Source organism: Bacillus sp. AFS053548 (assembly GCF_002575105.1).
GTDB lineage: Bacteria > Bacillota > Bacilli > Bacillales > Bacillaceae_G > Gottfriedia.
The window spans coordinates 193410-219520 of record NZ_NUHI01000015.1; the positions used below are offsets into that span (position 1 = coordinate 193410).

29 protein-coding genes are annotated in these 26111 nt (G+C 32.6%); 27 read left to right on the top strand and 2 right to left on the bottom strand.

Features of this window, described 5'->3' with window-relative positions:
- Positions 1 to 5 precede the first annotated feature (5 nt).
- Positions 6 to 185 (top strand): tudor domain-containing protein, encoded by a 180-nt coding sequence (locus CN946_RS09045; RefSeq protein ID WP_025568179.1) that lies wholly within the window; start codon positions 6 to 8, stop codon positions 183 to 185.
- A gap of 132 nt (positions 186 to 317) precedes the next feature.
- On the opposite strand, the gene CN946_RS09050 is transcribed toward CN946_RS09045, so the two are convergent.
- Entirely contained in the window at positions 318 to 752 is a 435-nt protein-coding gene (locus tag CN946_RS09050; RefSeq protein ID WP_098860833.1) for a hypothetical protein, read from the bottom strand.
- 679 nt (positions 753 to 1431) lie between these two features.
- Between CN946_RS09050 and CN946_RS09055 the strand changes: the two genes are divergently transcribed.
- From CN946_RS09055 to CN946_RS09065, 3 genes are all read left to right on the top strand, one after another.
- The gene (locus tag CN946_RS09055; protein WP_098860834.1) at positions 1432 to 2271 is read left to right on the top strand and encodes an SAM hydrolase/SAM-dependent halogenase family protein; all 840 of its coding nucleotides are present in this window, start codon (positions 1432 to 1434) and stop codon (positions 2269 to 2271) included.
- A 411-nt stretch (positions 2272 to 2682) separates the two neighbouring features.
- Positions 2683 to 3396 (top strand): WxL domain-containing protein, encoded by a 714-nt coding sequence (locus CN946_RS09060; RefSeq protein WP_098860835.1) that lies wholly within the window; start codon positions 2683 to 2685, stop codon positions 3394 to 3396.
- Positions 3397 to 3540: 144 nt separating this feature from the next.
- Positions 3541 to 4008 (top strand): RDD family protein, encoded by a 468-nt coding sequence (locus CN946_RS09065; protein ID WP_176547274.1) that lies wholly within the window; start codon positions 3541 to 3543, stop codon positions 4006 to 4008.
- Positions 4009 to 4037: 29 nt separating this feature from the next.
- Here the strand turns inward: CN946_RS09065 and CN946_RS09070 are convergent, their stop codons facing one another.
- Positions 4038 to 4361: a hypothetical protein gene (locus tag CN946_RS09070; protein ID WP_098860837.1), complete on the bottom strand. Its 324-nt coding sequence runs from the start codon at positions 4359 to 4361 to the stop codon at positions 4038 to 4040.
- A 172-nt stretch (positions 4362 to 4533) separates the two neighbouring features.
- On the opposite strand from CN946_RS09070, the gene CN946_RS09075 reads away from it, so the two are divergent.
- The 23 genes from CN946_RS09075 to CN946_RS09185 all read left to right on the top strand — a co-directional run bounded on the left by CN946_RS09075 (position 4534) and on the right by CN946_RS09185 (position 26095).
- Entirely contained in the window at positions 4534 to 5145 is a 612-nt protein-coding gene (locus CN946_RS09075; protein WP_098860838.1) for a sterol desaturase family protein, read from the top strand.
- A 354-nt stretch (positions 5146 to 5499) separates the two neighbouring features.
- Positions 5500 to 6717 carry an MFS transporter gene (locus CN946_RS09080; RefSeq protein ID WP_098860839.1) on the top strand — a complete coding sequence of 406 codons (1218 nt, stop codon included), beginning with the start codon at positions 5500 to 5502 and terminating at the stop codon, positions 6715 to 6717.
- A gap of 141 nt (positions 6718 to 6858) precedes the next feature.
- Complete coding sequence (gene deoC / locus CN946_RS09085; RefSeq protein ID WP_098860840.1) at positions 6859 to 7530, top strand: deoxyribose-phosphate aldolase; 672 nt, start codon at positions 6859 to 6861, stop codon at positions 7528 to 7530.
- Between the two features lie 161 nt (positions 7531 to 7691).
- The gene (gene rpsU, locus CN946_RS09090; protein WP_003152957.1) at positions 7692 to 7865 is read left to right on the top strand and encodes a 30S ribosomal protein S21; all 174 of its coding nucleotides are present in this window, start codon (positions 7692 to 7694) and stop codon (positions 7863 to 7865) included.
- 14 nt (positions 7866 to 7879) lie between these two features.
- Positions 7880 to 8329 (top strand): GatB/YqeY domain-containing protein, encoded by a 450-nt coding sequence (locus CN946_RS09095; protein ID WP_069034181.1) that lies wholly within the window; start codon positions 7880 to 7882, stop codon positions 8327 to 8329.
- 613 nt (positions 8330 to 8942) lie between these two features.
- Positions 8943 to 9407 (top strand): hypothetical protein, encoded by a 465-nt coding sequence (locus tag CN946_RS09100; protein WP_098860841.1) that lies wholly within the window; start codon positions 8943 to 8945, stop codon positions 9405 to 9407.
- 330 nt (positions 9408 to 9737) lie between these two features.
- The gene (gene yqfC, locus CN946_RS09105) at positions 9738 to 9986 is read left to right on the top strand and encodes a sporulation protein YqfC (protein ID WP_088011443.1); all 249 of its coding nucleotides are present in this window, start codon (positions 9738 to 9740) and stop codon (positions 9984 to 9986) included.
- Between the two features lie 48 nt (positions 9987 to 10034).
- Positions 10035 to 11222, top strand: coding sequence for a sporulation protein YqfD (gene yqfD, locus CN946_RS09110; protein ID WP_098860842.1), 1188 nt, complete (start codon positions 10035 to 10037; stop codon positions 11220 to 11222).
- A gap of 3 nt (positions 11223 to 11225) precedes the next feature.
- Positions 11226 to 12188: a PhoH family protein gene (locus tag CN946_RS09115; RefSeq protein WP_097974242.1), complete on the top strand. Its 963-nt coding sequence runs from the start codon at positions 11226 to 11228 to the stop codon at positions 12186 to 12188.
- A gap of 73 nt (positions 12189 to 12261) precedes the next feature.
- Positions 12262 to 14364: an HD family phosphohydrolase gene (locus CN946_RS09120; RefSeq protein WP_098860843.1), complete on the top strand. Its 2103-nt coding sequence runs from the start codon at positions 12262 to 12264 to the stop codon at positions 14362 to 14364.
- 9 nt (positions 14365 to 14373) lie between these two features.
- A complete protein-coding gene (gene ybeY, locus CN946_RS09125; protein ID WP_098860844.1) occupies positions 14374 to 14850 on the top strand; it encodes an rRNA maturation RNase YbeY in 477 nt (158 codons plus the stop codon).
- Positions 14831 to 15211, top strand: coding sequence for a diacylglycerol kinase (locus tag CN946_RS09130; protein ID WP_098860845.1), 381 nt, complete (start codon positions 14831 to 14833; stop codon positions 15209 to 15211). The genes ybeY and CN946_RS09130 overlap by 20 nt, the downstream gene beginning before the upstream one ends.
- A 47-nt stretch (positions 15212 to 15258) precedes the next feature.
- On the top strand, positions 15259 to 15657 hold the full coding sequence (locus tag CN946_RS09135; RefSeq protein ID WP_098428880.1) for a cytidine deaminase: 399 nt from the start codon (positions 15259 to 15261) through the stop codon (positions 15655 to 15657).
- Positions 15650 to 16558: a GTPase Era gene (era, locus tag CN946_RS09140; RefSeq protein ID WP_098860846.1), complete on the top strand. Its 909-nt coding sequence runs from the start codon at positions 15650 to 15652 to the stop codon at positions 16556 to 16558. The genes CN946_RS09135 and era overlap by 8 nt, the downstream gene beginning before the upstream one ends.
- Positions 16559 to 16791: 233 nt before the next feature.
- The gene (locus CN946_RS09145; protein WP_069034173.1) at positions 16792 to 16935 is read left to right on the top strand and encodes a YqzL family protein; all 144 of its coding nucleotides are present in this window, start codon (positions 16792 to 16794) and stop codon (positions 16933 to 16935) included.
- Between the two features lie 27 nt (positions 16936 to 16962).
- Positions 16963 to 17748 carry a DNA repair protein RecO gene (recO, locus tag CN946_RS09150; protein WP_098860847.1) on the top strand — a complete coding sequence of 262 codons (786 nt, stop codon included), beginning with the start codon at positions 16963 to 16965 and terminating at the stop codon, positions 17746 to 17748.
- A 97-nt stretch (positions 17749 to 17845) separates the two neighbouring features.
- Positions 17846 to 18484, top strand: coding sequence for a transcriptional regulator CcpN (ccpN, locus tag CN946_RS09155; protein ID WP_098428876.1), 639 nt, complete (start codon positions 17846 to 17848; stop codon positions 18482 to 18484).
- A 20-nt stretch (positions 18485 to 18504) separates the two neighbouring features.
- Complete coding sequence (locus CN946_RS09160; RefSeq protein WP_098428875.1) at positions 18505 to 19317, top strand: pyruvate, water dikinase regulatory protein; 813 nt, start codon at positions 18505 to 18507, stop codon at positions 19315 to 19317.
- Positions 19318 to 19860: 543 nt separating this feature from the next.
- Positions 19861 to 21669, top strand: coding sequence for a DNA primase (gene dnaG, locus CN946_RS09165; RefSeq protein ID WP_098860848.1), 1809 nt, complete (start codon positions 19861 to 19863; stop codon positions 21667 to 21669).
- 29 nt (positions 21670 to 21698) lie between these two features.
- On the top strand, positions 21699 to 22817 hold the full coding sequence (gene rpoD, locus CN946_RS09170; protein WP_069034168.1) for an RNA polymerase sigma factor RpoD: 1119 nt from the start codon (positions 21699 to 21701) through the stop codon (positions 22815 to 22817).
- Positions 22818 to 23619: 802 nt separating this feature from the next.
- Positions 23620 to 23976, top strand: a complete 357-nt coding sequence (gene cccA, locus CN946_RS09175) for a cytochrome c550 (RefSeq protein ID WP_056474948.1) — start codon at positions 23620 to 23622, stop codon at positions 23974 to 23976.
- 296 nt (positions 23977 to 24272) lie between these two features.
- Positions 24273 to 24980: a tRNA (adenine(22)-N(1))-methyltransferase gene (locus CN946_RS09180; RefSeq protein ID WP_098860849.1), complete on the top strand. Its 708-nt coding sequence runs from the start codon at positions 24273 to 24275 to the stop codon at positions 24978 to 24980.
- The gene (locus tag CN946_RS09185) at positions 24977 to 26095 is read left to right on the top strand and encodes a Nif3-like dinuclear metal center hexameric protein (protein ID WP_098860850.1); all 1119 of its coding nucleotides are present in this window, start codon (positions 24977 to 24979) and stop codon (positions 26093 to 26095) included. The genes CN946_RS09180 and CN946_RS09185 overlap by 4 nt, the downstream gene beginning before the upstream one ends.
- The last annotated feature ends 16 nt before the right edge of the window (positions 26096 to 26111 follow it).

The window sequence follows — 26111 nt, forward strand, 5'->3', positions numbered from 1 at the left end:
TCGAAATGTTCTCGATAGGCAACTATGTTATGTTTAGCTTAGATGGTGCTGTGGGAACGGTTATGGAAACTAAAGATAATCATTGCTTAGTAGCTTGGGAGGATCGTGTTTGTAGTTGGGCAAGTTTCGATCTACTAAGGAAAATTAGTTGCGCAGAATTAATTCAACTCTTCACTCCAAAATAATTCACCTTTTTTAAATGAATCAATATAAAATTGGGGGCTAGATGAGAGGTAACTACAACCTCCCATATAGCCCCCAATTTAATTTTAAAGCACTTCTAACTGTATAACTGATTCAACCTCAAAATAAATCTATCACATTAACCCGTATACCATAAAAACAATTCTATATGTTCCTTTTTCTATTTTCACTTTTTTGGGTTCTTGGATAGGTGCTTTATCCGATTTCGATTTGCATTCTACTCTATTCTTACAGGATTTAATTAAGATCTCACTGTTTTTAGGTTTAGATAATTTTGTTTTTTCTTTATGACCAGTATCTAGATTAGAGTGTTCAGTTTTATTTACTATTTTAGTTGGCTTATTACTTATGTCTATTTCTGTTGCTTCATTTTGTTCTAGTTCATTTGAAGGATCCGTAAAAGAGGTTAAAATAAATAAAACAAATAAGGCCCCAGTCATAATAAAATTCTTTAAAGACTTTCCATTCATTTTAAAGAAAGAATTAATCCCCAAAATAATAAAAAATAGGATTCCTATAAGACATAATAATTCAATAAAGGTGTACAATAGATAGCCTCCCTATATTTCTCCACAAATTAACTATTCGTTATAGAGGACTAAATTACCTTTTTAAAGTTAATTGAAGTGTTACTAAAGTATAGGGAAAATCCATCAGATGAAATAGTGAGTGCTATTTTCCTATATGTAACCAATTCTTTTTTTAGTGCTTTAGTTGTTATTGTTTAGAAATTAATAGGGGGATATACAATGCAGAACCTATGAGGCATCTAGCAAACATTTAATAGGAAGATTGCTATTAATATAGAAGTAATTAGTCAAATTTTAATTAACACCTAGCCAGTTAAATTAAAAAGTTCCCCAAATTGTATCCAAGTTATTTAATTTAGAATACATTATTACACAAACCCAGGGGACACTAAATGTAAATTTTAAATGTTTATATGCCAGCATTTCAAAACTATATATTTTTAAATGCTAATGTTAATAATAGATATAGTTTCTAACAACTATATCTTTTTTATTTTGAAGTTTAAGGGAACCATCGAAACAGACATTAAGGTTAAAAGAATTAGAATTTACCAAAACTATACAATTCCAACTTAATAATTAAAGAAAAGCAAAGCTATAATTAAATACATTCAATAAATACGAATAATATCATTGACTAAATAATAGATTGAATTTATATTTAATTTTAAATATTCGAACAATTAGGGGTGTTTAGATGGGAAATGCATTAGTGTTTCAGTCAGATTTTGGATTACTAGATGGAGCAGTTAGCGCTATGTATGGTGTTTCTTGTAGTGTAAATCAAGATATAAAGATTTACGACTTGACCCATGATATACCTCAATACAATATTTGGGAAGCTTCTTACCGACTTGTACAAGCAATGAATTACTGGCCAGTTGGAACAGTATTTGTTTCAGTAGTAGACCCAGGTGTAGGCTCAGATCGTAGAAGTATAGTGGCTCGCACAAATACGAACCACTTCATTATCACACCTGATAACGGAACATTAACACATGTTGGTAAAATATATGGAATCAACCAAGTAAGAGTCATTGACGAAGAAATTAATAGACTACCAAATTCAAGTGAATCTTATACTTTCCATGGGAGAGATATATTTGCTTTTACAGGTGCAAGATTAGCTTCTGGAATAATCGACTTCGAAAATATTGGTCCAGAAGTAGATTCAAATTCATACATAAAATTACCAATTAAAGAATGTCATAGTGAAAACCATTCGATAACAGGAACTATTGATATACTTGATGTTCGCTATGGTAGTATTTGGACGAATATTGGACGATCAGATTTTCTCAAACAAGGCGTTTCTCATGGAGACTTTGTCGAAGTACTAATTACACACCAAGGAAGAAAAGTATACAAACATGCCGTGAAATATGGAAAATCATTTGCTGATGTAGCAATTGGAGAACCAATCTTATATGCAAACAGTCTAGATCAAATGGCAGTTGCTGTAAATCAAGGCTCGTTTACTGATGAATACGGAATTGATACAGGTATAGAGTGGGAAATAACACTTAAAAGTAAATAGGGAAAGCTTGAGTGTATCAAGTACTTTTGGATTAGGAGAACAAGATTTATTTTTTCTAATTCCAAAATTTTAGTAATTTTTTAATAAAATTTTAATTTGGAAGTTTACTTATATTTAAGTAGGCTTCTTTTTTTGCAGTGAATCTTAATTGGTAAATTGGAGATTTTGAATTGAAATTAATATAATTACGTGAATTATTTCACTTAATATTCATTTTTGACTCTATTAAATCTCTTATATTTAGGGGATTTGTAAAATTAAAAGTAAAATTTAAGTGAACGTTTTCACAAATTATTCACAGACAATTGTATTTTACTTTACTATAATTGGCTGTAACTTCTAGATAGATGTTGAGTTCTTTTTTGAAAGCATCTTTATACGAAGAATTTTTTTGTAAGGGGTTTTGATTAAATGAAGGTTTCAAAAATTGTAGCAATTGGCGTAGTAAGTTTTTCAACACTTGTAGGAGCCGCAAATACATCATTTGCAGCTGTTACGTCTCAAGCAAAATCAAAAGCAGCTATTAATTTTACAGAAGGTTCTGGTCCAGTAACACCAGTAGATCCAACCGACCCAGCAACTCCATTAGAGCCAATTGGTCCTACTGATCCAACAGATCCTCCTACAGGTGAGACAGGTCCGTTAACTTTGGACTTTGTTTCTTCAGTTCAATTTGGTTCGAACGAAGTTTCAACTAGTGATCATGTTTATTCTTCTACATCTAAAAAGCCTTTTATCCAAGTTTCTGATCGCCGAGGTACTGGTGCAGGGTGGAAAGTGACAGCAAAAGCTAGTAAGTTTACAAACGGTGCATCTGAATCACTACCCGGAGCGGTTCTTACCTTTAAAAATGGATCAGTTGTAACACCAGGTAGTGGAACTGGCCCAACGCCTGTTCAAACAATTACACTAAATACAGATGGATTAACTGAATCTTCAGTTGTTACTGCTGAAGAGGGTACAGGACTTGGTACTTGGTTAACAAGATGGTTAGGCCCAAATCCTGATGTTAATGATGGTGCAGTAAATAATAATGTTACATTACAAATTCCTGGTGGTTCAGCAACAATAGGTAATCATGAAGCAATTGTTACTTGGACACTAGTTGATGCTCCAGGTGTATAATTGAATCTACATAAAAAAGCTTAATCGATATTTATTAGCCTGATAGGTACTTTCTATTAGGCTTTTTATATTTTTCCAATTAAAAATTCTGTATAATTTAAACTGTCGTTAAGGACAGCTTAGAAACTGAAGGTGGAGATTTTATTGGAATCATATTCTAAATTAGCAAGTAGATCAAGTAGGTTATTAGCAATATTGGTTGATGGATTTATAAGTTTTCTTTTTATTTTTGCCATTTCTATTATTACTGGAATGACAAAGTTTTCAACATTTTTTGATCCTACTAGAGTAGACAAATTTGATATTTCGACTTCTCTACTATCCATTATTAGTGTCATTATATTTTATATTTTGATCCCTACATTTGTTTGGAAAGGGCAAACATTAGGAAAGCGTTGGTTAAATATTGCAATCGTTAAGAACGATGATCAGGAAGTAAATTTAAAGACGATGTTTATAAGAGAAATTTTTTTCGTTTTAGGATACATTAAAATACCATATTTTTCGTTAGTTGTAGGTTTTATTGCATTTGTTGATCCGTTTTTCATTTTTTCTGCAGATCGCAAAACACTACATGATTTAATTGCAAATACAAAAGTAATTGATGTTTAAAATAAAAAGAAAGCTCNNGAGCTTTCTTTTTATTTTAAAATTTTCATTTGGCGTATATGGGCACGTGTTTCCTCAGTACCTAATTCATATATCATTGAGTAGGCTTGTTTTAAAAAATAGTCATACCCATTGTATAATTCTAGACTTTTTTCTTGACTACTACTTGTAAATGAAGGTAAAAATGCTGCTTGAACACCAGTAGCCTCATCGTAATTGTCTATCTCACGAAAAATTCTTTCGAGTCTATGTTTTTCATCAATCGTAGCATCGATTTCTAACTCATAAGGTGCGTCCCCTTGATTCGGAACAATTGTTTTTGCTTGAACGGATACATAATATCTCCTTTTTTCCATAAAGATCTCCCTTTTACGTATTTTTGGTTATCATTTTTATTATCTTCACCGACCAGTGCTTTATTCAAAATTAATAATCAGCGTGAATACCCCTTAAAAAGGAATTTCATAAATAATATTGAAATATAAATTTGATATTAAGATAATTTAGGTATAGATAAGGGGGGAATTTATGAAGGGACTATATCGAGAATTTTTTCTTCATTTCGATATTATTGTGATGGGGCTACTTTTTTTAATTGGGATTATTTATAGTATAGGATTTCATTTTTCGTGGCTTACTGTCTTAATTTTCATAATAGGAATAATGTTTTTTATGTTTAGTGAGTATGTAACTCATCGGTTTATTTTCCACATAAAGGCACCAAAAAATAAACTATTTCTTAAATTTATGAAAAGAATTCATTATGATCATCATACGTATCCAGATGATTTGAAATTGTTATTTTTACCGATATGGTACAGCATTCCGAATTTAGGATCACTTTGTATAATTTATTTTTTGATATCTAGAGATCTAATTCAAACGATCGCATTTGGTTCAGGTTTAGTTTTAATGTTACTAGTGTACGAATGGAAGCATTATGTAGCTCACAGGCCAATTAAACCAATAACGAAAGTAGGACGACATATTAAAAAGCTACATATCCTGCATCATTTTAAAAATGAAAACTTTTGGTATGGCGTATCAACACCTATTTTTGATGGGATTTTTGGTACGTTGAAGGATGAGAAGGAAGTAGTAACAAGTAATACCGCGAAAGCCTTAGAAGAAAGAATGTAAACTGCGAGTAAAAGAGTTATCTTGGAGGAATATTGATTTACTTATTATCTTTTTTAATTGGTGGTTGCCTGAGGCATTATTGCTGGTTGTACGTTTTATATTATTAAAATGATTAAGGAAAATGCCTAGTGTTTACGCTAGGTTTTTTTGTCGGTTTTAAACACCTTTTTTTTTATGAAACAGCATATTTAAATGAACTTTTACTAAAAAATTAATATTTTATTAAAATTGAAAAAAGGGTAAATATTTGATTGGATGGCCTACTATACTGAGAATAAGGGGGAATGATTGTGTCATTGGATCGAACTCAATTAGAAAATGTTTTTAGACAGATAAAAGAAAAGAGAAATTCGAATGACTAAACTAAATTACAAAAAGATTTTGCTTTTAGGATTTGGATTTTTTGCAATCAGTCTTACTTGGTCAGTCTATAATGCTTTTATGCCAAAACTTTTAAGCGATTATCTAAAGTCATCTGCTTTAATTGGATTTATTATGACGTTTGATAATTATTTTGCATTATTTTTACAACCTGCCGTTGGAATGTATAGTGATCGTTTAGATACACGATTTGGTAGAAGAATGCCATTTTTAATGGTCGGTATGCCACTTGCAGCATTATTTACCTTTTTAATTCCAGTGCATAAAACACTTTTTATGTTGATTTTTTTTATTGTTTTTATGAATTTAAGTATGAGTATTTTCCGTTCTCCAGTTATAGCACTTATGCCTGATTTAACAAGAGTTGAACAAAGAAGCAAGGCGAATAGTGTCATCAATTTTATGGGTGGAATTGGTGCTTTAATTGCATTCTTTATTGGTTCAATTTTGTGGGATCTAAATAAAGGTTTTCCTTTTTACTTGGCAGGATTTTTAATGTTATTTAGTTTTTTAATTCTTTTTTTCTTTATTAGAGAAAAAAGAGATGTCTTAAATTATGAGCAGTCTGAAGAAAAGGTACAATTAAGAGAAGGTTTTCGTTCAGCTATTCAGAATAAAAGTGCATTATTTCTATTATTAGCAATTCTGAGTTGGTTCACGGGATTTAATGGAATTGAAACCTTTTTTACACGTTATGGGGAAGTTTATTTAGGGGTAAAAGTTAGTGCAGCAGCGTTTTCATTTGCTTTCATATCATTAGCATTTTTAATCTTTGCCATTCCTGCCGGGTTTATAGGAACAAAAATTGGTAAGAAACGCAGCATATTAATTGGTGTATTTGGAATCATGATTGGGTTTATTGTTTTATTTTTCTTAAAGGATTTATTATACATTCGAATAGTCTTTTTGGTTATGGGATGTTTTTGGGCATTAGTAAACATTAATTCATATCCTTTTTTAGCTGAGATGGCACCGATTGGATTTATTGGAACTTTCACAGGTTTATATTATTTATTCTCATCTATTGCCAATATTATATCACCACCATTTTTAGGTGCAATTATGGATCTAATTGGATTCAAATTCATGTTCTTGTATGGTTTTTTCTTTATTACAGTTTCATTCTTCATGATGCTTAAAGTAAAAGACAATCATAAAACAATCGAAAAAAATTCAAATGCATCTATTTAAATTTGATGCTTTGAATTTTTTTTAATAGTTATTAAATCGATTCACATAATTAAAATTAAAAAACAAATAATAATGTATGCTGATATTTCAGTGTCTTTAAGAGAGTAATTTTGAAAAAACATAAGTTAGGAGCACTACAAAATGACAACTAATATCAATAAATTGATTGATCATACAGTTTTAAAACCTGAAACAACTAAATCTCAAATTGAAAAATTATGTCAAGAAGCAAAAGAACATAATTTTGCTTCGGTTTGTGTGAATCCAACTTGGGTGAGTCATTGTGCAAGTTTGTTAAAGGGCTCTGAAGTATTAGTTTGTACTGTAATTGGATTTCCTCTAGGTGCGAATACAAAAGAAACGAAAGCGTTTGAAACGAAGAATGCAATTGAAAATGGAGCCGGGGAAGTCGATATGGTGATCAATATCGGAGCATTAAAGGATAAGGACTATGATACTGTTGAACAAGATATAGCAGCGGTTGTTAATGCAGCAAAAGGTAAAGCATTAGTAAAAGTAATTATTGAAACAAGTCTTTTAACGAATGAGGAAAAAGAAATGGCTTCTAAGCTTTCTGTAAAAGCTGGAGCAGATTTCGTTAAAACATCTACAGGATTTTCAACTGGTGGTGCAACTGTTGAGGATGTAGCATTAATGAGAAAAACAGTTGGACCAGATATTGGAGTGAAAGCATCTGGAGGAGTACGTGATTTAGCAAGTGTAAATGAAATGGTTAAAGCGGGAGCAACTCGAATAGGTACAAGTAATGGAATCACGATTGTCCAAGGAAACGTAGCAACAGAAGGCTATTGATTCCTATTAATGGCAAAGGGTGTTAAGTTTCAAACTTGACATTTACCTGTTGACCTATCAATAGTTTATGTATTATAATCGTAAAAGACATGTGGAAAAGTGTTCTTTTTTGCAGTGTTTTATTGATTGTAAGTGGTAGCTTGGAGGGAGGGAAAAGTAAGATGTCTAAAACAGTCGTTCGTAAAAACGAATCTTTAGAAGATGCTCTTCGTCGTTTTAAACGTTCAGTTTCTAAAACTGGTACGCTACAAGAAGCAAGAAAACGCGAATTTTATGAAAAGCCAAGTGTAAAACGTAAGAAAAAATCAGAGGCAGCGAGAAAACGTAAATTCTAAGAGAGGGTGTTACTATGAGTCTTCTCGAACGTTTGAATTCAGATATGAAACAAGCGATGAAGGAAAAAAACAAAGACAAGTTAGCAGTTATTCGAATGGTGAAAGCGTCATTACAAAATGAAGTAATTAGCTTAGGGAATAATGTGACATTGTCAGCTGATCAAGAGTTAACAATTTTAACTCGTGAAGTGAAACAACGTAAAGACTCCCTCCTGGAATTCGAAAAAGCTGGTCGTCAAGACCTTGTGGATAAATTAAAGCAAGAGTTACTGATTCTAAAAGAATACTTGCCTCAACAATTATCTGAAGAGGAACTTCTTGAAATTGTACGTGTTACAATTTCAGAAGTCGGTGCTACATCAAAAGCTGACATGGGGAAAGTAATGAGTGCAGTTATGCCTAAAGTAAAAGGACAAGCTGATGGCTCTTCTGTGAATAAGGCTGTAGCAAGTCTGTTAAAATAAACGTCTATTTATAGACGTTTATTTTTTTGAGTTATTGCAATTAAAATCATCAAGTGTGCAATTAAATTTCATTAAAACTGCAATTAAAATCTTCAAAAGTGCAAATAAATTTCACCGACTGCAATTAAAATCTTCGAAAGTGCAAATGAATTTTTCGAAACTACAAATAAATTTCCAAAAACTGCAAATAAAAAATTCAAAACTGCAATTAACTCCTTCAAAATGATGCTTCAGTCAAATAAAGCACATAAATCTGCTAAATTTTTACGAAAACATTTCAGTTCACTAAAAAATTAACCTAATTTCTCCGATAAATATTCTTATCCACAATCCTACATTTGCACCATATTCAGTCGTGGTGTAAACTTTATCCTTTAATTGATCTCCACATATCCAGTATGGTTGTAAATTTCTACCTCTTTTAAAATCTACATAATTCCGGCATAAAGAAAACTCCAATCAAAATAGTCAATAAAAAAATTATTAATATTTTCTTCAATATTAAACTAAGTGTGTGATTTATATCACATATAAGAATAATGTTATCCGGTATGATGAATTCAGATGAACAAAGCATTTGTTTATCGCCTATTGGGTAAAGGAGAGATGAATAATGACACCGTTTGGGGACTTACACAATGATCTTGGTGGAATAGCATTTGCTTTAGGTTGGTTAATAATTGTCGTACCATTTGCATTTACATTAATCTATATTACGAAAGAAATGGCAATAGGTGACGAAGAACGATTACAAGATGAGATTAAACAAGGGGTACATGACTATGCTAGATCAAATAAAAAACCATTCATAACAGAAACAAATGATTCACCACAAATGGATACAACTATGGCTAAAAGGCCGTTACCAATTAAGTTGGTAGGTTTGATAGTGAGTGTACTCATCACTTATGTTACAGTCAAAGGGATATACGGTGATGGGAATAGTGATATAACTTCAATTGGTCTTGTAGTAATGTGGAGTCTTTTCTTTCTCACACAAGGGGTACTTTGGTGGGTTGCTACTTCACAAGGAAAACAAGATGTTTATCAAGATGTTACTTTCCAAAGAAGGATGTAAAAACGTATATAAATTTAAACCGAGAAAAGTTATTTGTTCTCGGTTTTTTTCTATGTCATAACACTATAAAAGGGCTCTTGGGAAAAACATTCGACTCCTAGCAATGGATTGATTTTCCTCAACACAAAAACACGCCAGTACGCATAAATCCCACCTTCCTCACCATAATTTAAAATCAATAAACCGCAGCTTTATAAAATCCAATATTCATCTTAAATTTCCGTTACCTTTTTCTTTTTATATCATACCTTCTTAAAATTCATCATAAATATGATATGAAAGGGGGAGGAGTCTATCTTGAAAAGATTAGCGCATAATTTAAAAACATGGATGTCAAGTAAGATGGACTTACCACCAGATGTACTATTGGAATTGCCACGTATTACGATGTTAGGACAACTACATATTTATATTGAAAACCATAGAGGGCTACTTGTTTATTCAGACAATGAATTGCGTTTGTTAATGAAGCAGGGGCAGTTGTTGATTAAGGGGAAAGATTTTGTTTTGAAGACGATGTTGCCTGAGGAGATTTTGTTGGAAGGCGAAATTGAGCATGTGTATTTTATTAATGAATAGCATCTAGAACTTACACCATGATCAGTCTAATGAACATGGGGGATTAGGATGAAAAACCAATGGACTTCAAATCTTACGGGGATGGTTCAAGTAAAGGTGATTGGGCTTGGACCAGAACGTTTTTTAAATGATTGTATGCGAAAGGGGATTCCACTTCGTGATGTGAAGAAAAGTGGAACAAATTCAATCACGTTTACAATTGAGTTGAAAGATTATAAACGGATCAAGAATATTCCTCGGAAAAAAGAGTATAAGGTTTATTTTATTGGCAGGAAGGGGCTGCCTTTTGAAGTTAGACGAGCATGGAAGTATTTTGGATTTGTTGTAGGGGTTGTTGGCTTTTTAGTTGTTTTATTTTTACTTTCAAATATGGTTTGGCGAATAGATATAAAGGGTGCTTCACCTGAAGTGGAATATAAACTTCGGAAAGATTTAACTGCGATGGGTGTTAAGACTGGAGCATCTCAATTTACTTTACCTAGAATGCAAACAATCCAGAAAAAGCTCCAAGATGATAATCCAACATTAACCTGGATTGGTGTACAATTAAATGGGACTACCTTTCATTTTGAGGTAGTTGAAAAGCATATACCTAAACCTGAGAAGGCATTGAGTCCACGACATATTATTGCAAGTGAAGAAGCTGTTATTTCAAGTATGTTTGTTGAAAAGGGGAAACCGCTTGTAGTAAAGAATGACTTTGTGAAAAAAGGTCAAATATTAGTATCTGGAATAATCGGAACAGAAGAACATCCTATTTTAGTCCCAGCAGTTGGTAAAATCATGGGGGAAGTTTGGAGAGAGGAAATTATTAGTGTTCCTTTAGATACTCCGTTTACGGTGCTTACAGGAGAAAGGAAAACTAGTTATTATATTGGAACTAAGGAAAATAAAATAAAATTTTGGGGTTTTGATAAGAATAAATATAAGTCTTTTGAAGATGAAAGTAGTACGTATCAATTTAAATTTTTAAAATGGAAATTGCCGATCTTTTTTAGTGAAAAAACTATTCTGGAAAGTGAAAAATATGTAAGAACATACTCTAAAGTGCAGGCTGCTCAACTTGGAAAACAAATTGGTAAGAAGGAATTAATGAAAAAGTTAAGTCCAGATGCCAAGATTTTACAAGAAAAAGTTTTGCACGAGTCAATAGACAATGGTAAAGTTAATTTAAGAATGTATTATAAAGTTTTAGAAGATATCACAAAAACGAAAACTATTGTTCAAGGGGACTGAGTAATGCCAGAACAACTACTAACGATTAATCAACAACTAGAGGATCCAAACGAAGCAATTGCCTTATTTGGTACAAACGATAAGCATCTAGAAATAATTGAAAATTTGCTTGATGTTAAGATTGTGTCACGTGGTCAATCTGTACAAGTTTCAGGTACGAATGAAGATGTGAAAACTGTTGAGCAAATCATTCAAGCTCTTTTAGAGGTTATTCGAAATGGAGTGAGTATTACATCGAGGGATGTTACGTACTCAATTCAGATGGCTAAAGAAGGAAGGTTGTCATCATTTGCTAGGTTGTATGACGAAGAAATTATAAAGAATTCAAAAGGTAAACCAATTCGAGTTAAGACTTTTGGACAAAGACATTATCTTCGTGCAATTCAATCAAATGATTTAGTATTTGGAATTGGACCTGCTGGTACAGGTAAAACATATCTTGCAGTTGTCATGGCCGTTCAAGCATTAAAAAATAATAAAGTAAGTAAAATTATTTTAACAAGACCTGCTGTGGAAGCTGGAGAAAGTTTAGGATTTTTACCAGGAGATTTAAAGGAAAAGGTTGACCCATATTTAAGACCATTGTACGATGCTCTACACGATGTTTTAGGACAAGAGCATACTGTGCGTCTAATTGAAAGAGGAACAATTGAAATTGCACCTTTAGCTTATATGAGGGGACGTACTTTAGAAGATGCCTTTGTCATTTTAGATGAAGCTCAAAATACGACAATGGCTCAAATGAAGATGTTTTTGACCCGTTTAGGATTTGGCTCTAAAATGGTTATAACAGGTGACCCTTCACAAATTGATTTACCTAAAGGAGTAAAGTCTGGTTTAATATCAGCTCAAAATACACTTAAAGGTGTTGAGGGTATTGGTATGACAATCTTGGAACAAACTGACGTAGTTCGTCACCCACTAGTACAAAAGATTATTCAAGCTTATGATTTAGCAAAAGAATGATTCGTAGTGACCCTACATTGATAGGGTCATTTCGTATTTTTATGATGAGGTGCATTTCTAGAAAGGGGAAACAATGAATAGTTTGCAAGCTTTAATTCAGCGTTTTAAGAATCAAACTCTTGTCATATTACTATGTACTATTGCATTCAGCTTATTAAGTTTTCTTCTTTTAGTTAGTCATGTTAGACCGGTAAAATACGACATTCAGCTATTATCAATTGCTGATGATAATATTTATTCACCTATCACGATTGAGGACAAAGGAGCAACTGCTAAAAAGCGACTTGAGGCTGCAGCAAGAGTTGAGGATGTATATAAATATGAGGAAAGTTATACACAAAAACGGATCGATATAGTCAATTCAATTTTTGATATTGTAACAGAAGTGAAAAATGAAAATGCAAAGAGTGATAATCCTACAGGACAAGCATTAATTGATAAAGAAACAAGTGATGTTAAGAAAAAACTGCCTGACGATATTCGTAAAAACTTAGAAGATAGTGTATTTAGCACTTTAGTTAGATCGTCAGAAGAACAGTTAAATATTACGAAAGCTTCGTTGAATACAGCTATTAACAATGTCATGTCTGAAGAAATTACGACGAACCAAATCGAAGAATCTCGTGGGAAGCTAAGAAACGAATTATCATATGTAAGCGTTAATCCTTCACTAAAGGATGCGATGATCTCAATTGGTGAATTTGCGATTGTGCCAAACTACTTTTTTGATGCAGAGGAGACAAAAGAGAGAAAGCGTCTAGAAAGTGAAAGTGTAGATAGTGTCTATATTTTACAAGGACAAGTCTTAGTAAAAGCGGGAGAAACAATTACAAAGGAAAAATATGATCAATTAAAATTAGTTGGCTTAATAAAAAACAAACAGTCAATCCAGCCCTATATTGGATTAATTTTATTAATTGGAGTATTGGCGTACTTCATATTGAAGCAAACGGCAACTTTAAAAGAAAAAGGGAATATATACATCGTTACATACTATAGCATTGTAATTTTTACAATCTTAATTTTGAAAATTGTAAGCTTGTTTCAAAAAGTTGAGTTTTCTGGCCTTGTATATGTAGCTCCGGTTGCGATTGGGACTTTATTGATAAAGTTTTTATTAGGTAATCGATATTTAATGGTTTCGTCGATTATTTTCTCTATTTGCGGTAGTTTAATGTTTAACGAAGATGTAAATGGTGCGATTAATTACTCGACTGGAATTTATATTTTATTTAGTTCTATCGCCGTTTTATTTTTGAATGAGGTTAAAAATAAGCGTTCAATGATTCTCCATGCAGGATTTTTAATTTCGCTTGTTAATATTGCTACTCTGTTTTCTTTGATCTTAATTCGGAATGGTCAATATTCATCGGTAGAAATTGGAATTTATTTATTAATGGGACTTACTTCCGGAGTTTTATCAAGTGTCATTACAATGGGGATTTTACCTTTTGTAGAAGATTCGTTTGGAATGGTGTCCTCATTTAAACTTGTTGAGTTAGGCAGTCCAAATCATCCTTTATTAAGAAAAATATTATTAGAGGCTCCGGGTACATATCATCATAGTATAATGGTTGCAAATTTAGCTGAAGGTGCTTGTGAAGCGATCGGTGCAAATGGTTTGTTAGCTAGAGTGGGAGCATATTATCATGATATCGGTAAAACGAATAATCCAGGATTCTTTATTGAAAATCAAATGGGTGGTCATAATCCTCATGATCGTATTAAACCGATTCAAAGTAAAGATATCATTTTAAGGCATGTAAGTGATGGTGTAATAATACTAAAAAAATATAATTTGCCAAAAGATATTATTGATATTGCAGCGGAGCATCATGGTACAACTTTATTAAAGTATTTTTATTATAAGGAAAAAGAGACGAATACTGATGTTAAAGAAAGTGATTTTAGATATCCAGGTCCAAAAGCTCATTCTAAGGAATCGGCAATTGTAGGAATTGCTGATAGTGTTGAAGCAGCAGTTCGTTCGTTAAAGGACCCTGATATGGAAAAAATCGAAGTATTAGTTTCTTCGATTATGCATGATCGTTTAAATGATGGTCAGTTTGCAATGTGTGAATTAAATTTAAAAGAATTGCATATTGTTGAGAAATCATTGTGTGAGACTTTAAAAGGAACTTTCCATTCAAGAATACAGTATCCAGATGAAAGATAAGGTGAAATAATGGTTCAATTAGAAATTGATTTTATAGATGAAACAAATGAAGTGACTAAAGAACAGCAATCTGATATAAAGGGTTTACTAGAGTGCGCACTTGAATATGAGGGTGTAACGGGTGAAGTTGAAATTGCAGTTTCATTTGTAGATGATGAAAGAATTCATGAAATTAATAAAGAGTACCGAGAGAAAGACCGTGCTACCGATGTTATTTCATTTCCAATGGAAGAATTAGGAGAAGGCGAAATTGAAATCATTGGAGTGGACTTACCCCGTATTTTAGGTGATATTGTCATTTCAATTCCTACTACTAAGAGACAGGCTGAGGAGTATGGTCATTCGTTCCGCCGTGAATTAGGTTTTTTATCAGTTCACGGATGTTTACATTTACTTGGTTATGATCATATGAATGAAGCCGATGAGAAAGTGATGTTTACAAAACAAAAGGAAATATTAGAAAAATATGGCCTTGAAAGACTCTAAAAAAAGAACGCACTTACTTAAATCTTTTGGTTTTGCATTTAGTGGTATTTTTAAAGTCATTAAGGATGAAAGAAATATAAAAATCCACTTATTTGCAGCACTTATTTCAATCGGCCTTGCGTTTTATTTACATATTAGTCGAATAGATTGGTTAATCCTTCTGCTTATTATTACAATTGTCATTTCGCTAGAGTTAGTTAATTCTTCAATTGAAGCAGTTGTAGATTTAGCATCACCTAATAAACATCCTTTAGCAAAAAAAGCGAAGGATGTTGCAGCTGGGGCGGTGTTAGTAGCTGCAATCGTTTCAATCATTATAGGTGCTTTGCTATTTTTTCCGTATTTTACTATACTACGTTAATAAGACCCCCACTTTCGTGTTCGGGCTTATAATAGGAGGCTACATAGATGGATAAACAACAACTTATAAATGAAGCGATAAAAGCTAGATTAAACGCATATGTACCATATTCGAAATTTCAAGTTGGTGCAGCATTGCTTACAAAGGATGGTCAAATTATTCGTGGTTGTAATATAGAAAATGCATCATATGGTCTAACGAATTGTGCAGAACGAACTGCATTATTTAAAGCATATTCAAATGGCATTACGGAGTTTTCAGCAGTAGCAGTAGTCGCTGATACCGAGGGACCTGTTGCACCATGTGGGGCATGCCGTCAAGTTTTATTTGAACTTGCTGGTCCAGATACAGTAGTATATTTATCGAACTTAAATGGAGCAATCCAAGAAACAACAGTAAAAGAATTATTGCCAGGAGCATTTACATCGGAGGATTTGAATGAATAAAGAAAGTTATAAATCAGGTTTTGTCTCAATTATAGGTAGACCAAATGTAGGGAAAAGTACATTCCTAAATCGAGTAATAGGTCAAAAAATAGCTATAATGAGTGATAAGCCTCAAACTACTCGTAATAAAATTCAAGGCGTTTTTACAGAAGATGATGCACAAATCGTTTTTATAGATACGCCAGGAATCCATAAACCAAAACACAAACTTGGTGATTTTATGGTAAAGGTAGCTCAAGATTCAATTAAGGATGTTGACGCTACTTTATTTATGATAAATGCCAATGAAGGATTTGGTCGTGGAGATGAATTCATTATTGAGAAACTGCAGGGAAGTCGTAGTCCAGTAATTTTAGTTATTAATAAAATTGATACAATTCATCCTGAACAGTTATTTGATTTAATCAATAAATACAAAGATTTATTTCAATTTGCTGAAATTGTTCCGATCTCAGCATTACAAGGGAATAATGTCGATCGCTTATTAAAAGTTATTAAAACTTATTTACCAGAAGGTCCGCAATATTATCCTGCAAATCAAGTAACAGATCACCCTGAAAGATTTATCATTTCAGAATTAATAAGAGAAAAAGTATTGCATTTGACTAGAGAAGAGGTTCCACATTCAATTGCTGTTATTATTGAGCAAATTGAAAGAAGACCAGAAGGAAATGCAATATACGTGAATGCAACAATTGTCGTTGAAAGGTCTTCCCAAAAAGGAATCATTATCGGTAAGCAAGGTAGCATGTTAAAAGAGGTTGGCAAGCGTGCTCGTTTAGATATAGAAAACTTGCTTGATACAAAAGTATTCTTAGAGTTATGGGTTAAGGTTCAAAAAGATTGGCGTAACCGTATGTCTCAATTAAGAGATTTAGGTTTCCGTGAGGATGAGTATTAAAAGGAAAAAATCAAGGGAATAGTGCTTAAGCAATAGGGTCTAGTAATATTACCATTTGTTCAAAAAAGCCCAACATATTTTTCTTGGTTTTGCAAGCTTTTTATTTGTTATTTTAATAAATTTTATACACATGAAAATCGGGAGAGAAGGTCACATTATAAGTAAGCAGGGAAAGTAATTGGCTATAGGTAATGAGCAATGAGTTGTAGCTATTCTTGAAAGGTGGTTTCTCAATGTTGAATTTTACCTGGGATGTCTTTTCTAAAACTGGAAATGTTGAGACATATCTATTGTTTAAGCAGCTTGAACAGGAGCATGTGGATCAGAAAAGTTACATTGATGAAGAAATAGCTGATATTGATTCCCTACATACTTAACCTTCATCCAATTGGATGGTGAGTTAATTGTTACAGCGTGTAGAAGGAATTGTATTACGGGCAAACGCTTATGGAGAATCAAATGTTATTATTACTCTCTTAACAAGAGAATTAGGTAAGATAGGAGTTGTGGCAAGAGGAGCAAAGAAGACAAATAGTCGACTTGCTTCTGTTACACAACTCTTTACATATGGGTCATTTTTAATTCAAAAAGGATCTGGTTTAGGTACATTAAGTCAAGGAGAACTGATTGATTCATTTCGTGAATTAAGAAGTGATTTAGTTGCAACTGCGTATGCTTCGATTGTTGTAGAGCTTACTGATAAAGCGGTTGAAGAGAAAAAAAATAATCCGTATTTATTTGAATTGGTTCTTCAATTACTACAGCACATGAATGAAGGTGCAGACTCTGAAGTTTTGACTTATTTATTCATGACGAAAATGATACCTGTATTAGGATATCACCCATTTTTTGATCAATGTGTGAATTGTAGATGTAGTGCAAATGAAAATATATTTGTAGCCTTTTCTGTTAAAGAAGGTGGGTTTTTATGTCAGCGTTGTAAACAGACTGATCCATATGCTTTTTCTGTTACTGAAAAGTCGGTTAAGTTAATGAGGTTATTTTATCATTTTGATGTAAATCGACTTGGAAAAATTGAGGTTAGTGAAGCAACAAAGAAAAACTTACAACAAATTTTATTTTCTTACTATGATGAATATAGTGGAATCTATTTAAAGTCACGTAAATTTTTAGAGCAATTAAAAAATATGGATAATTTTCTGAAAACTAATAAAAATTCAGAAACCTAAGGAAGGAAATAGGCTACCTATTTCCTTCTTTCTTTTTTAAATTGTAAAAATAGTATATAATATTTATTAGAGAGTATAACATATTGGATAGTTAGGGGTGAGGAAAATCGAACTGACAAAGCGACAAACTCAAATACTTGAAATTGTAAAAAGTAATGGACCAATTACAGGTGAACATATAGCTGATAAGCTAGCACTTACAAGAGCTACGCTTCGCCCGGATTTAGCTATTCTTACAATGACTGGTTTTTTAGAGGCAAGACCACGAGTAGGGTATTATTACACAGGAAGAACAAGCGGTGCACAAGTAATTGATAGAATAAAAAAATTGACTGTAAAGGAATTTCAGGCGATTCCTGTTGTAGTAGATCGAAGTTCATCAGTGTATGATGCGATTGTTACGATGTTTCTTGAAGATGTAGGAACGCTATTTGTTGTAGATCAAAATTCGATTTTAACAGGAGTACTTTCTAGAAAAGACTTACTCCGTGCAAGTATAGGAAATAAAGATTTGCATACATTACCTGTAGATATTATCATGACGAGGATGCCAAACATTACAATTTGCTATAAAGATGATACAATTTATAATGTAGCTAAGAGTTTAATTGAAAAACAAATTGATGCTGTCCCTGTTGTTCGTGAAAGTGAGCATGGACTTGAGGTAATTGGTCGATTTACAAAAACAAATTTTACTCGTGCGATTGTAGACTTAATGAACAATGATATGTTTTAGTAAAGTTAAGAGGTGAACATATGGGCAATTCAATCGTTTATGTTGTATCAGATTCTGTTGGTGAAACAGCAGAGCATGTCGTAAAGGCGGCTATTAGTCAATTTCATCAAAAATTCGAGATTAGACGTGTACCATACGTTGAAGATAATGCAACATTAATTGAAATAGTTCAAGTAGCAAAAGAAAATAATGGTATTATTGTATTTACATTAGTAAAACCTGATATGAGAAAGAAATTATTAGAAGAATCGCAAAGTGCTGGTGTAATCGTATATGACTTAATCGGTCCGTTAATCGATAAAATTTCAACGATTCATAAACTTGAACCTAGAAATGAACCTGGTGTTGTTCGCAAACTAGATGAAGATTATTTCCAACGTATAGAGGCAATTGAATTTGCGGTTAAATATGATGATGGAAGAGACCCAAGAGGTATTGAAAAAGCTGATATAGTCTTAATCGGTGTATCGAGAACATCAAAGACTCCTTTATCACAATATCTTGCTCATAAAGGATTTAAAGTTGCCAATGTACCTTTAGTTCCAGAAGTTGATCCACCAGAACAACTACTTAAAGTTCCAAAAGAAAAGTGCATAGGGTTAATGATTTCTCCAGAAAAGTTAAACCATATTCGAAAAGAAAGATTAATTTCATTAGGACTTCACGATGGAGCTAGTTATGCTAATATTTCAAGAATTGAAGAAGAACTAAAACATTTCAATAATGTGGTTAAACAAATTGGCTGTAAAGTTGTAGATGTTTCAAGTAAAGCAGTAGAAGAGTCTGCTAATGTAATATTAAATTACTATTACCAAAATAAGCAGATTAGATAATTTTTTTGAAATTAAAAATGATGATAGATCTTTTTTAGACTGACACATTAGAGTAATCTAATGTGTTTTCATCTTTATAATAAGAATTTCCATAAATTAGCAAAGTATGTAAAAGTTAAATTTCTTTAGTACTTATTGCTAGATTTCCTAATTAAAATAGATTATAATAAAAAATTGTATGAAATGAACTAATAATAGGTTTAACTTTTTATACTTACGAATAAACTATGAATATGTGCTTCCTAGTTTATTGAAAGATGGAAATAAAACTACATAAATCGATACATGTTTTGAAGGAATTACAAAAGACGTGTAGAAATTAATCATAAGCGATAAATAAATGGGTTAATGAAAACCAGAACTTAGCAGTTGAATGCAATGCTTATGAACTACTGTTTAGCACTTCTTTTTAGATAATTATTAATTCATATATGGCTTAATATGGTGAATTAACTTAAGTTAAAATATATGGAAATATTTTTGTCGAATCATGAAGGAATACGGAGAGTTTTATCGAATAAAATAGTATATGGAGCTGTCAGTATGGGAAACAGAATTCCCGATGAACTTGTCGAACAGGTTCGTCAGTCAGTTGACATAGTTGATGTGGTAAGTGAGTATGTTCCTCTGAAAAAACAAGGAAGAAATTATTTTGGACTTTGTCCTTTTCATGGAGAAAGCACACCATCGTTTTCTGTGTCTCCTGAAAAACAAATTTTTCATTGTTTTGGATGCGGTGCTGGAGGAAATGCGATTTCTTTCATTATGCAGCTTGAAGGACTTAACTTTCAAGAATCTGTCCATCAGCTTGCAAAAGGGACAAATATCACTTTACCTTCAGATACAGTTGACACAGTCAAGAATCCACAAGCTACTGAGCAAGGCATTATGCTTGAAGCTCATGAGTTTGTCAAAAAGTACTATCATCATCTATTAGTTAACACAACAGAAGGTAAACAGGCATTAGAATACCTACTTAACAGAGGAATTTCTAGAGAGGAAATAAAGCATTTTGAGCTCGGTGTTGCTTTAGATTCTTGGGATGCTGTTACTAAGGTGTTAGAAAAACGTGGCTATCCAATGCCAATCATGGAGAAAGCTGGTCTAGTTGTTCGAAGTGAACGTGATGGTAATTACTATGATCGATTTCGAAATAGATTAATTTTTCCAATTCATAACCATCAAGGAAAAATTGTTGCATTCAGTGGAAGAATAATGGGTGAAGGGTCACCAAAATATTTAAATAGTCCTGAATCTTCAATTTTCCATAAAGGAAGATTATTATATCAATTTTACCAAGCAAAGAATGTCATGCGAAAGCAAAATCGGGCAATCTTGATGGAAGGTTTTGCAGATATCATTTCTGCGTTTAGAGCTGGTGTCCATGATGCAGTTGCAACCATGGGAACTTCATTAACAGAGGATCAAGCGAAAGTCTTGAAAACATCTGTTGATCAAATTATTATTTGCTATGATTCAGATCAGGCTGGTATTAACGCAACTGAAAAAGCAGCTAAAGTTCTTCAAAAAGAAGGATTTACAATTAAAGTTGCACAAATGCCTGATGGCTTAGATCCTGATGAATATGTAAGAAGATTTGGTCCGGAAAAATTTAATACCTCTATTATTGAAGCTAGTGTATCATTAATGAGTTTTAAAATGCAATATCATCGAAAAGGAAAAAATCTTTTAGATGAAACTGTTAAATTTCAGTATATAAAAGAAATGCTACAAGAAATTGCTAAACTAAGTCAACTGATCGAACAAGATTATTACTTAAATCAACTCTCAAAAGAGTTTTCTATCTCGATTGAAGTACTTAAGAAGGAATTTGGACAATATAGTAATCAGGCAAATCGTATATCTAATGTAACAGAAGTAAAAACTGATATCAAACGCGATATTACTACAAAGACACTTCTTCCTGCACATGTTAGAGCTGAACAATTACTTGTAGCTCATATGTTAAATAGCAGTGACGTGGCTGAAAAAGTAAGACAGCAATATCAGGGTCTATTCTACAATAATGATTATTCCGAGATTATAATCCATCTTTATGCTTATTATGAAGAGGGCAATGAGTCTAATATTAGTAAATTTATGAATTACCTTCCTTCAAAAAGGTTACTTGAAGTAGTTTCAAAAATTGTCAATTTACAGATAGCACCTGAACTAACAGAGCGAGAGTTAAAGGATTATTTAGATGCATTAAACAACTATGATAAACAACAACGTATACGTGAAAAAGAAATAGATCTGAAAAAAGCCGAACGTGAAGGAGATTTTGTAAAAGCAGCAACGATTCTCCAACAAATCACACAGCTAAGATCTAGTATGAAATATGTTAAATGATTCGCGAACTTTTCGAAGGAGGGGAACAGATGGCTGATAAATCGGCTCGTTCTAAAGATACGGAAACAGAAGTAACACTTGATCAAGTAAAAGCATTATTAATTGAAAATGGTAAAAAACGTGGTGTAATTACATATGAAGAAATTGCAGATCGTTTAAACGGATTTGAAATTGATTCAGATCAACTTGAAGAATTTTATGAGCAACTAGGTGAACAAGGTATTGATATTGTTGGTGACGCTGATGATGAACCTAGAGGAACTCAATTAGAGAAGGAAGAAGAATTTGACTTAAATGATTTAAGTGTTCCGCCTGGAGTAAAAATTAACGACCCAGTACGTATGTACCTAAAAGAAATTGGCCGAGTTGATTTACTTTCTGGACAAGATGAAATCAATTTAGCGAAACGTATTGAAGAAGGCGATGAGGAAGCGAAACGACGCCTAGCAGAAGCGAACTTACGTTTAGTAGTAAGTATTGCAAAACGTTATGTAGGACGCGGTATGCTGTTCCTAGACCTTATTCAAGAAGGTAATATGGGATTAATCAAAGCCGTTGAAAAGTTTGATTATCGCAAAGGTTATAAATTTAGTACATATGCGACTTGGTGGATTCGTCAAGCGATTACTCGTGCAATTGCAGACCAAGCAAGAACAATCCGTATCCCAGTTCATATGGTCGAAACAATTAACAAATTAATTCGTGTTCAACGTCAATTGCTTCAAGATCTAGGTCGCGAGCCATCTCCTGAAGAAATTGGTGAAGAAATGGATTTACCACCAGAAAAAGTTAGAGAAATCCTTAAAATTGCTCAAGAGCCAGTTTCATTAGAAACACCAATCGGTGAAGAAGATGATTCACACTTAGGTGATTTCATTGAAGATTCTGAAGCAACTTCACCAGCTGAGCATGCAGCTTATGAAATGCTAAAAGAGCAATTAGAAGATGTTCTTGATACACTAACAGATCGTGAAGAAAATGTTTTACGCCTGCGTTTTGGTTTAGATGATGGACGCACTCGTACTTTAGAAGAAGTTGGTAAAGTATTTGGAGTTACACGTGAGCGTATTCGTCAAATTGAAGCAAAAGCTCTACGTAAATTACGTCATCCAAGCCGCAGCAAACGTCTAAAAGATTTCTTAGAATAGGATGTTTAAAAAAGAGTTTATCCTTTATTGGGTAAACTTTTTTTATTTTTATCTAAAAAATAAAAAATGAAAAATGAAAACGTTTTAATTAGTAAATATGTCACGATAAAAATTTTGTCAAAACATATCGAATGTCCGTACTAAATATATAATTGTAGTGCTATGCTACATACTAAGTAATGCTAAAACGGTTGTCTTCTAATAATTTATTCTAAAGATGAATCAAAGGATAATTTAAGCAAAAATGGTTATTATAAATTATGGATATGCTAGTAGTAATTCCATCATTTTAAACAATTGGATACCTATTTACTTTATTTTACAGAATTGTCTTTAAATTTGCAAATACTCATTTTCCATACTTTTTTAATAATTTTTATAATTAGTTCAATACTACTAAATATAAAATAAATGGTTTATAGACATATTACCTATATCGTAATAGCAATTAATTATTAGAGATTTATAATAAAATGGGTTGAATCTTTTGCTTAAGCTTTTTTTGTGAAAATGATTAAAATCAAAATAAAAGTTTAATGGGTGACGATGGTTTTAAATGGTTTCTTAAAAAAACTTACTTATTTCATTTATCAAGAGGTGAGTTTATACAAATATAATTTGTAATTATGCTATACAGAATTTAATTCTTTATAGTAGGAAGGTTTCATATAATTATGAAATCGTTTAACAATTTTTAAATTTATCCAATATAATACTTTTTTTATTGTTTTTAATCGTATACAATAATAATGTTATAGTAATTAATTTTATTTTTTTAAGGGGTTACATAAGGGGGATCATAATGAAACGAAATCCATTAATTCCTTTTGCTCTAATTGCAGCACTAGGAATCGCAGTCATGCTAATTATTTCATTAAAAGGAGCAAAACAGGCTGATGAAATTGCTAACGGCGATAAAAAACCGGCGCAAACTGCATCAACTAAGCCAGATGAAATATATGCTCAAACATGTGTTAGCTGTCATGGTGATCAATTACAAGGGGTTGTAGGACCAAACTTAACTAAAGTAGGTTCAAGATACTCAGAAGATCAAATCAAAGACATTCTTAAAAACGGTAAAGAAGGCGGAATGCCAGCTGGTTTACTACAAGGACCACAATTGGATGCTGTTGCTAAATGGTTATCTGAGAAAAAATAAGCAAGCATATAAAATGACCTCTTCGATAGAAGGGGTCATTTCACTGTTTAGTCAAAGCACAAAAATTTGATTTTCAGACTGTTTGTAAACGCTTGTCTTTCGAGGTGCGAAGGTCGAAGAGGAGCGGAGTTACCTAAGACGGTAATGAGCACCGAAAGCGGCCGAAGCAACAAAGTAAGCGAGCGTTTGTCAGGCAGTCTGAAATGACCTCTTCGATAAGAAGAGGTCATTTTGGTTTCTTGACTACTATAGTGTAAAATGATGTTATGAAAATAAAATGAAATGGTGATTTTGTTATGAATGAAGTAAATTTATCAAAGCGTTTAAAAAGAGTATTTGATTACATACCAGAGGGCACGAAATTAGCTGATATTGGATCAGATCATGCTTATTTACCTTGTTATGCAGTTTTAAATAAAAGGTGTACCTCAGCAATTGTAGGGGAAATTACTGAAGGTCCATATAATTCAGCACGATCTACGATTCGTCAAAGTGGGTTAGAAGGAATTGTCGAAGCGAGAATGGGAGATGGACTGGAAGTTTTAGTACCAAACGAAGTAGATGTCATAACAATAGCTGGAATGGGTGGTTCTTTAATTTCTAGCATATTAGAAAAAGGTAAAGAAAAACTTCAAGGTGTTGAAACGTTAGTGTTGCAACCCAATATTGGTGCATATCAAATTAGAAACTGGCTTGATCATGAAGGATATTCTCTTGTGGAAGAAGATATATTAGAAGAGGATGGAAAAATCTATGAGATTCTAGTAGCTTCTAAATCAAATCCAAATAGTGCATACAGTGAAAAGAAAGATATGGAGCTATTTATAGGTCCTTACTTATTAAAAAACAAAAATGATGCATTTAAGAAGAGATGGGAGCATGAAAAAAATAATTTTGAAAGAATCTTAACTCAACTTGAATCAGCAAAACAAACAGAGGAATCAGTTCAGAAAATGAAAGAAGTTGAACAGAAACTTGAGTGGATAAAAGAGGTGCTTTCATGAAATCGATAAATGGTTTTCAAGTAGTACAGCAATTTGAAGAGCTATTCCCTAAGCATTTAGCTGAGGAAGGTGATCCAAATGGTCTTCAAATAGGTACATTATCAAAACAAGTGACAAAGGTATTAATTGCATTAGATGTCACAAAAGAGGTGGTAGAAGAGGCAATTTCAATTGGTGCTAACCTAATTATTGCTCACCATCCTATTATTTATCGCCCATTAAAAAAGATTGAAACAGACAGTGAACCGGGTAAAATTGTGGAACTTTGTATTAAACATGATATAGCTGTTTTTGCAGCACATACAAATGTTGATATTGCAGAAAACGGTGTGAGTGATTTTTTAGCCGAAGCGTTACAATTAGAAAATACGAATGTTCTCGCTCCAACATATGTAGAAAAATTAATTAAATTAATTGTATATGTACCGAAAACACATGCTGAAATTGTATTAAATGCAATTTGTGATGCTGGAGCAGGTCATATTGGTCAATACAGCCATTGTAGCTTTAGTTCGAATGGTACAGGGACATTTATGCCTTTAGAGGGGACAACACCATTTATTGGGCAACAGGGTCAATTAGAAGAAGTTGATGAGGTAAAGCTTGAAACAGTTGTTCCGCAATTAAAATTAAAACAAGTGCTTAAAGTGATGCAAAAAGCTCATCCGTATGAAGAAGTAGCATATGATACATACACACTAGAAAATGAAGGCAAAACATTCGGGATTGGGAGAATTGGAAGCCTTAAAGAAGAAATTTCATTAGAAGAATTTGCGCATTATGTAAAAGAAAAATTAGATTTACAAGGTGTAAGAGTGGTAGGGAACTTAAGTGATCGTGTCAAAAAGGTTGCGATTGTAGGTGGAGACGGAAATAAGTTTGCCTATCATGCAAAAAGAAACGGTGCAGATGTTTATTTAAGTGGTGATATATATTACCACGTGGCACAGGATTGGAAAATGCTTAATTTAAATATAATTGATGCAGGTCACAATATTGAAAAAGTAATGAAATCAGGTGTTAAACGTCTTTTAGATAATAAATTAAAAGAAAAAAACATGAATTGTGAAATTTTCGCTTCAACGATCCACACTGATCCATTTACATTTATTTAAACGTTTTTTGCGAATC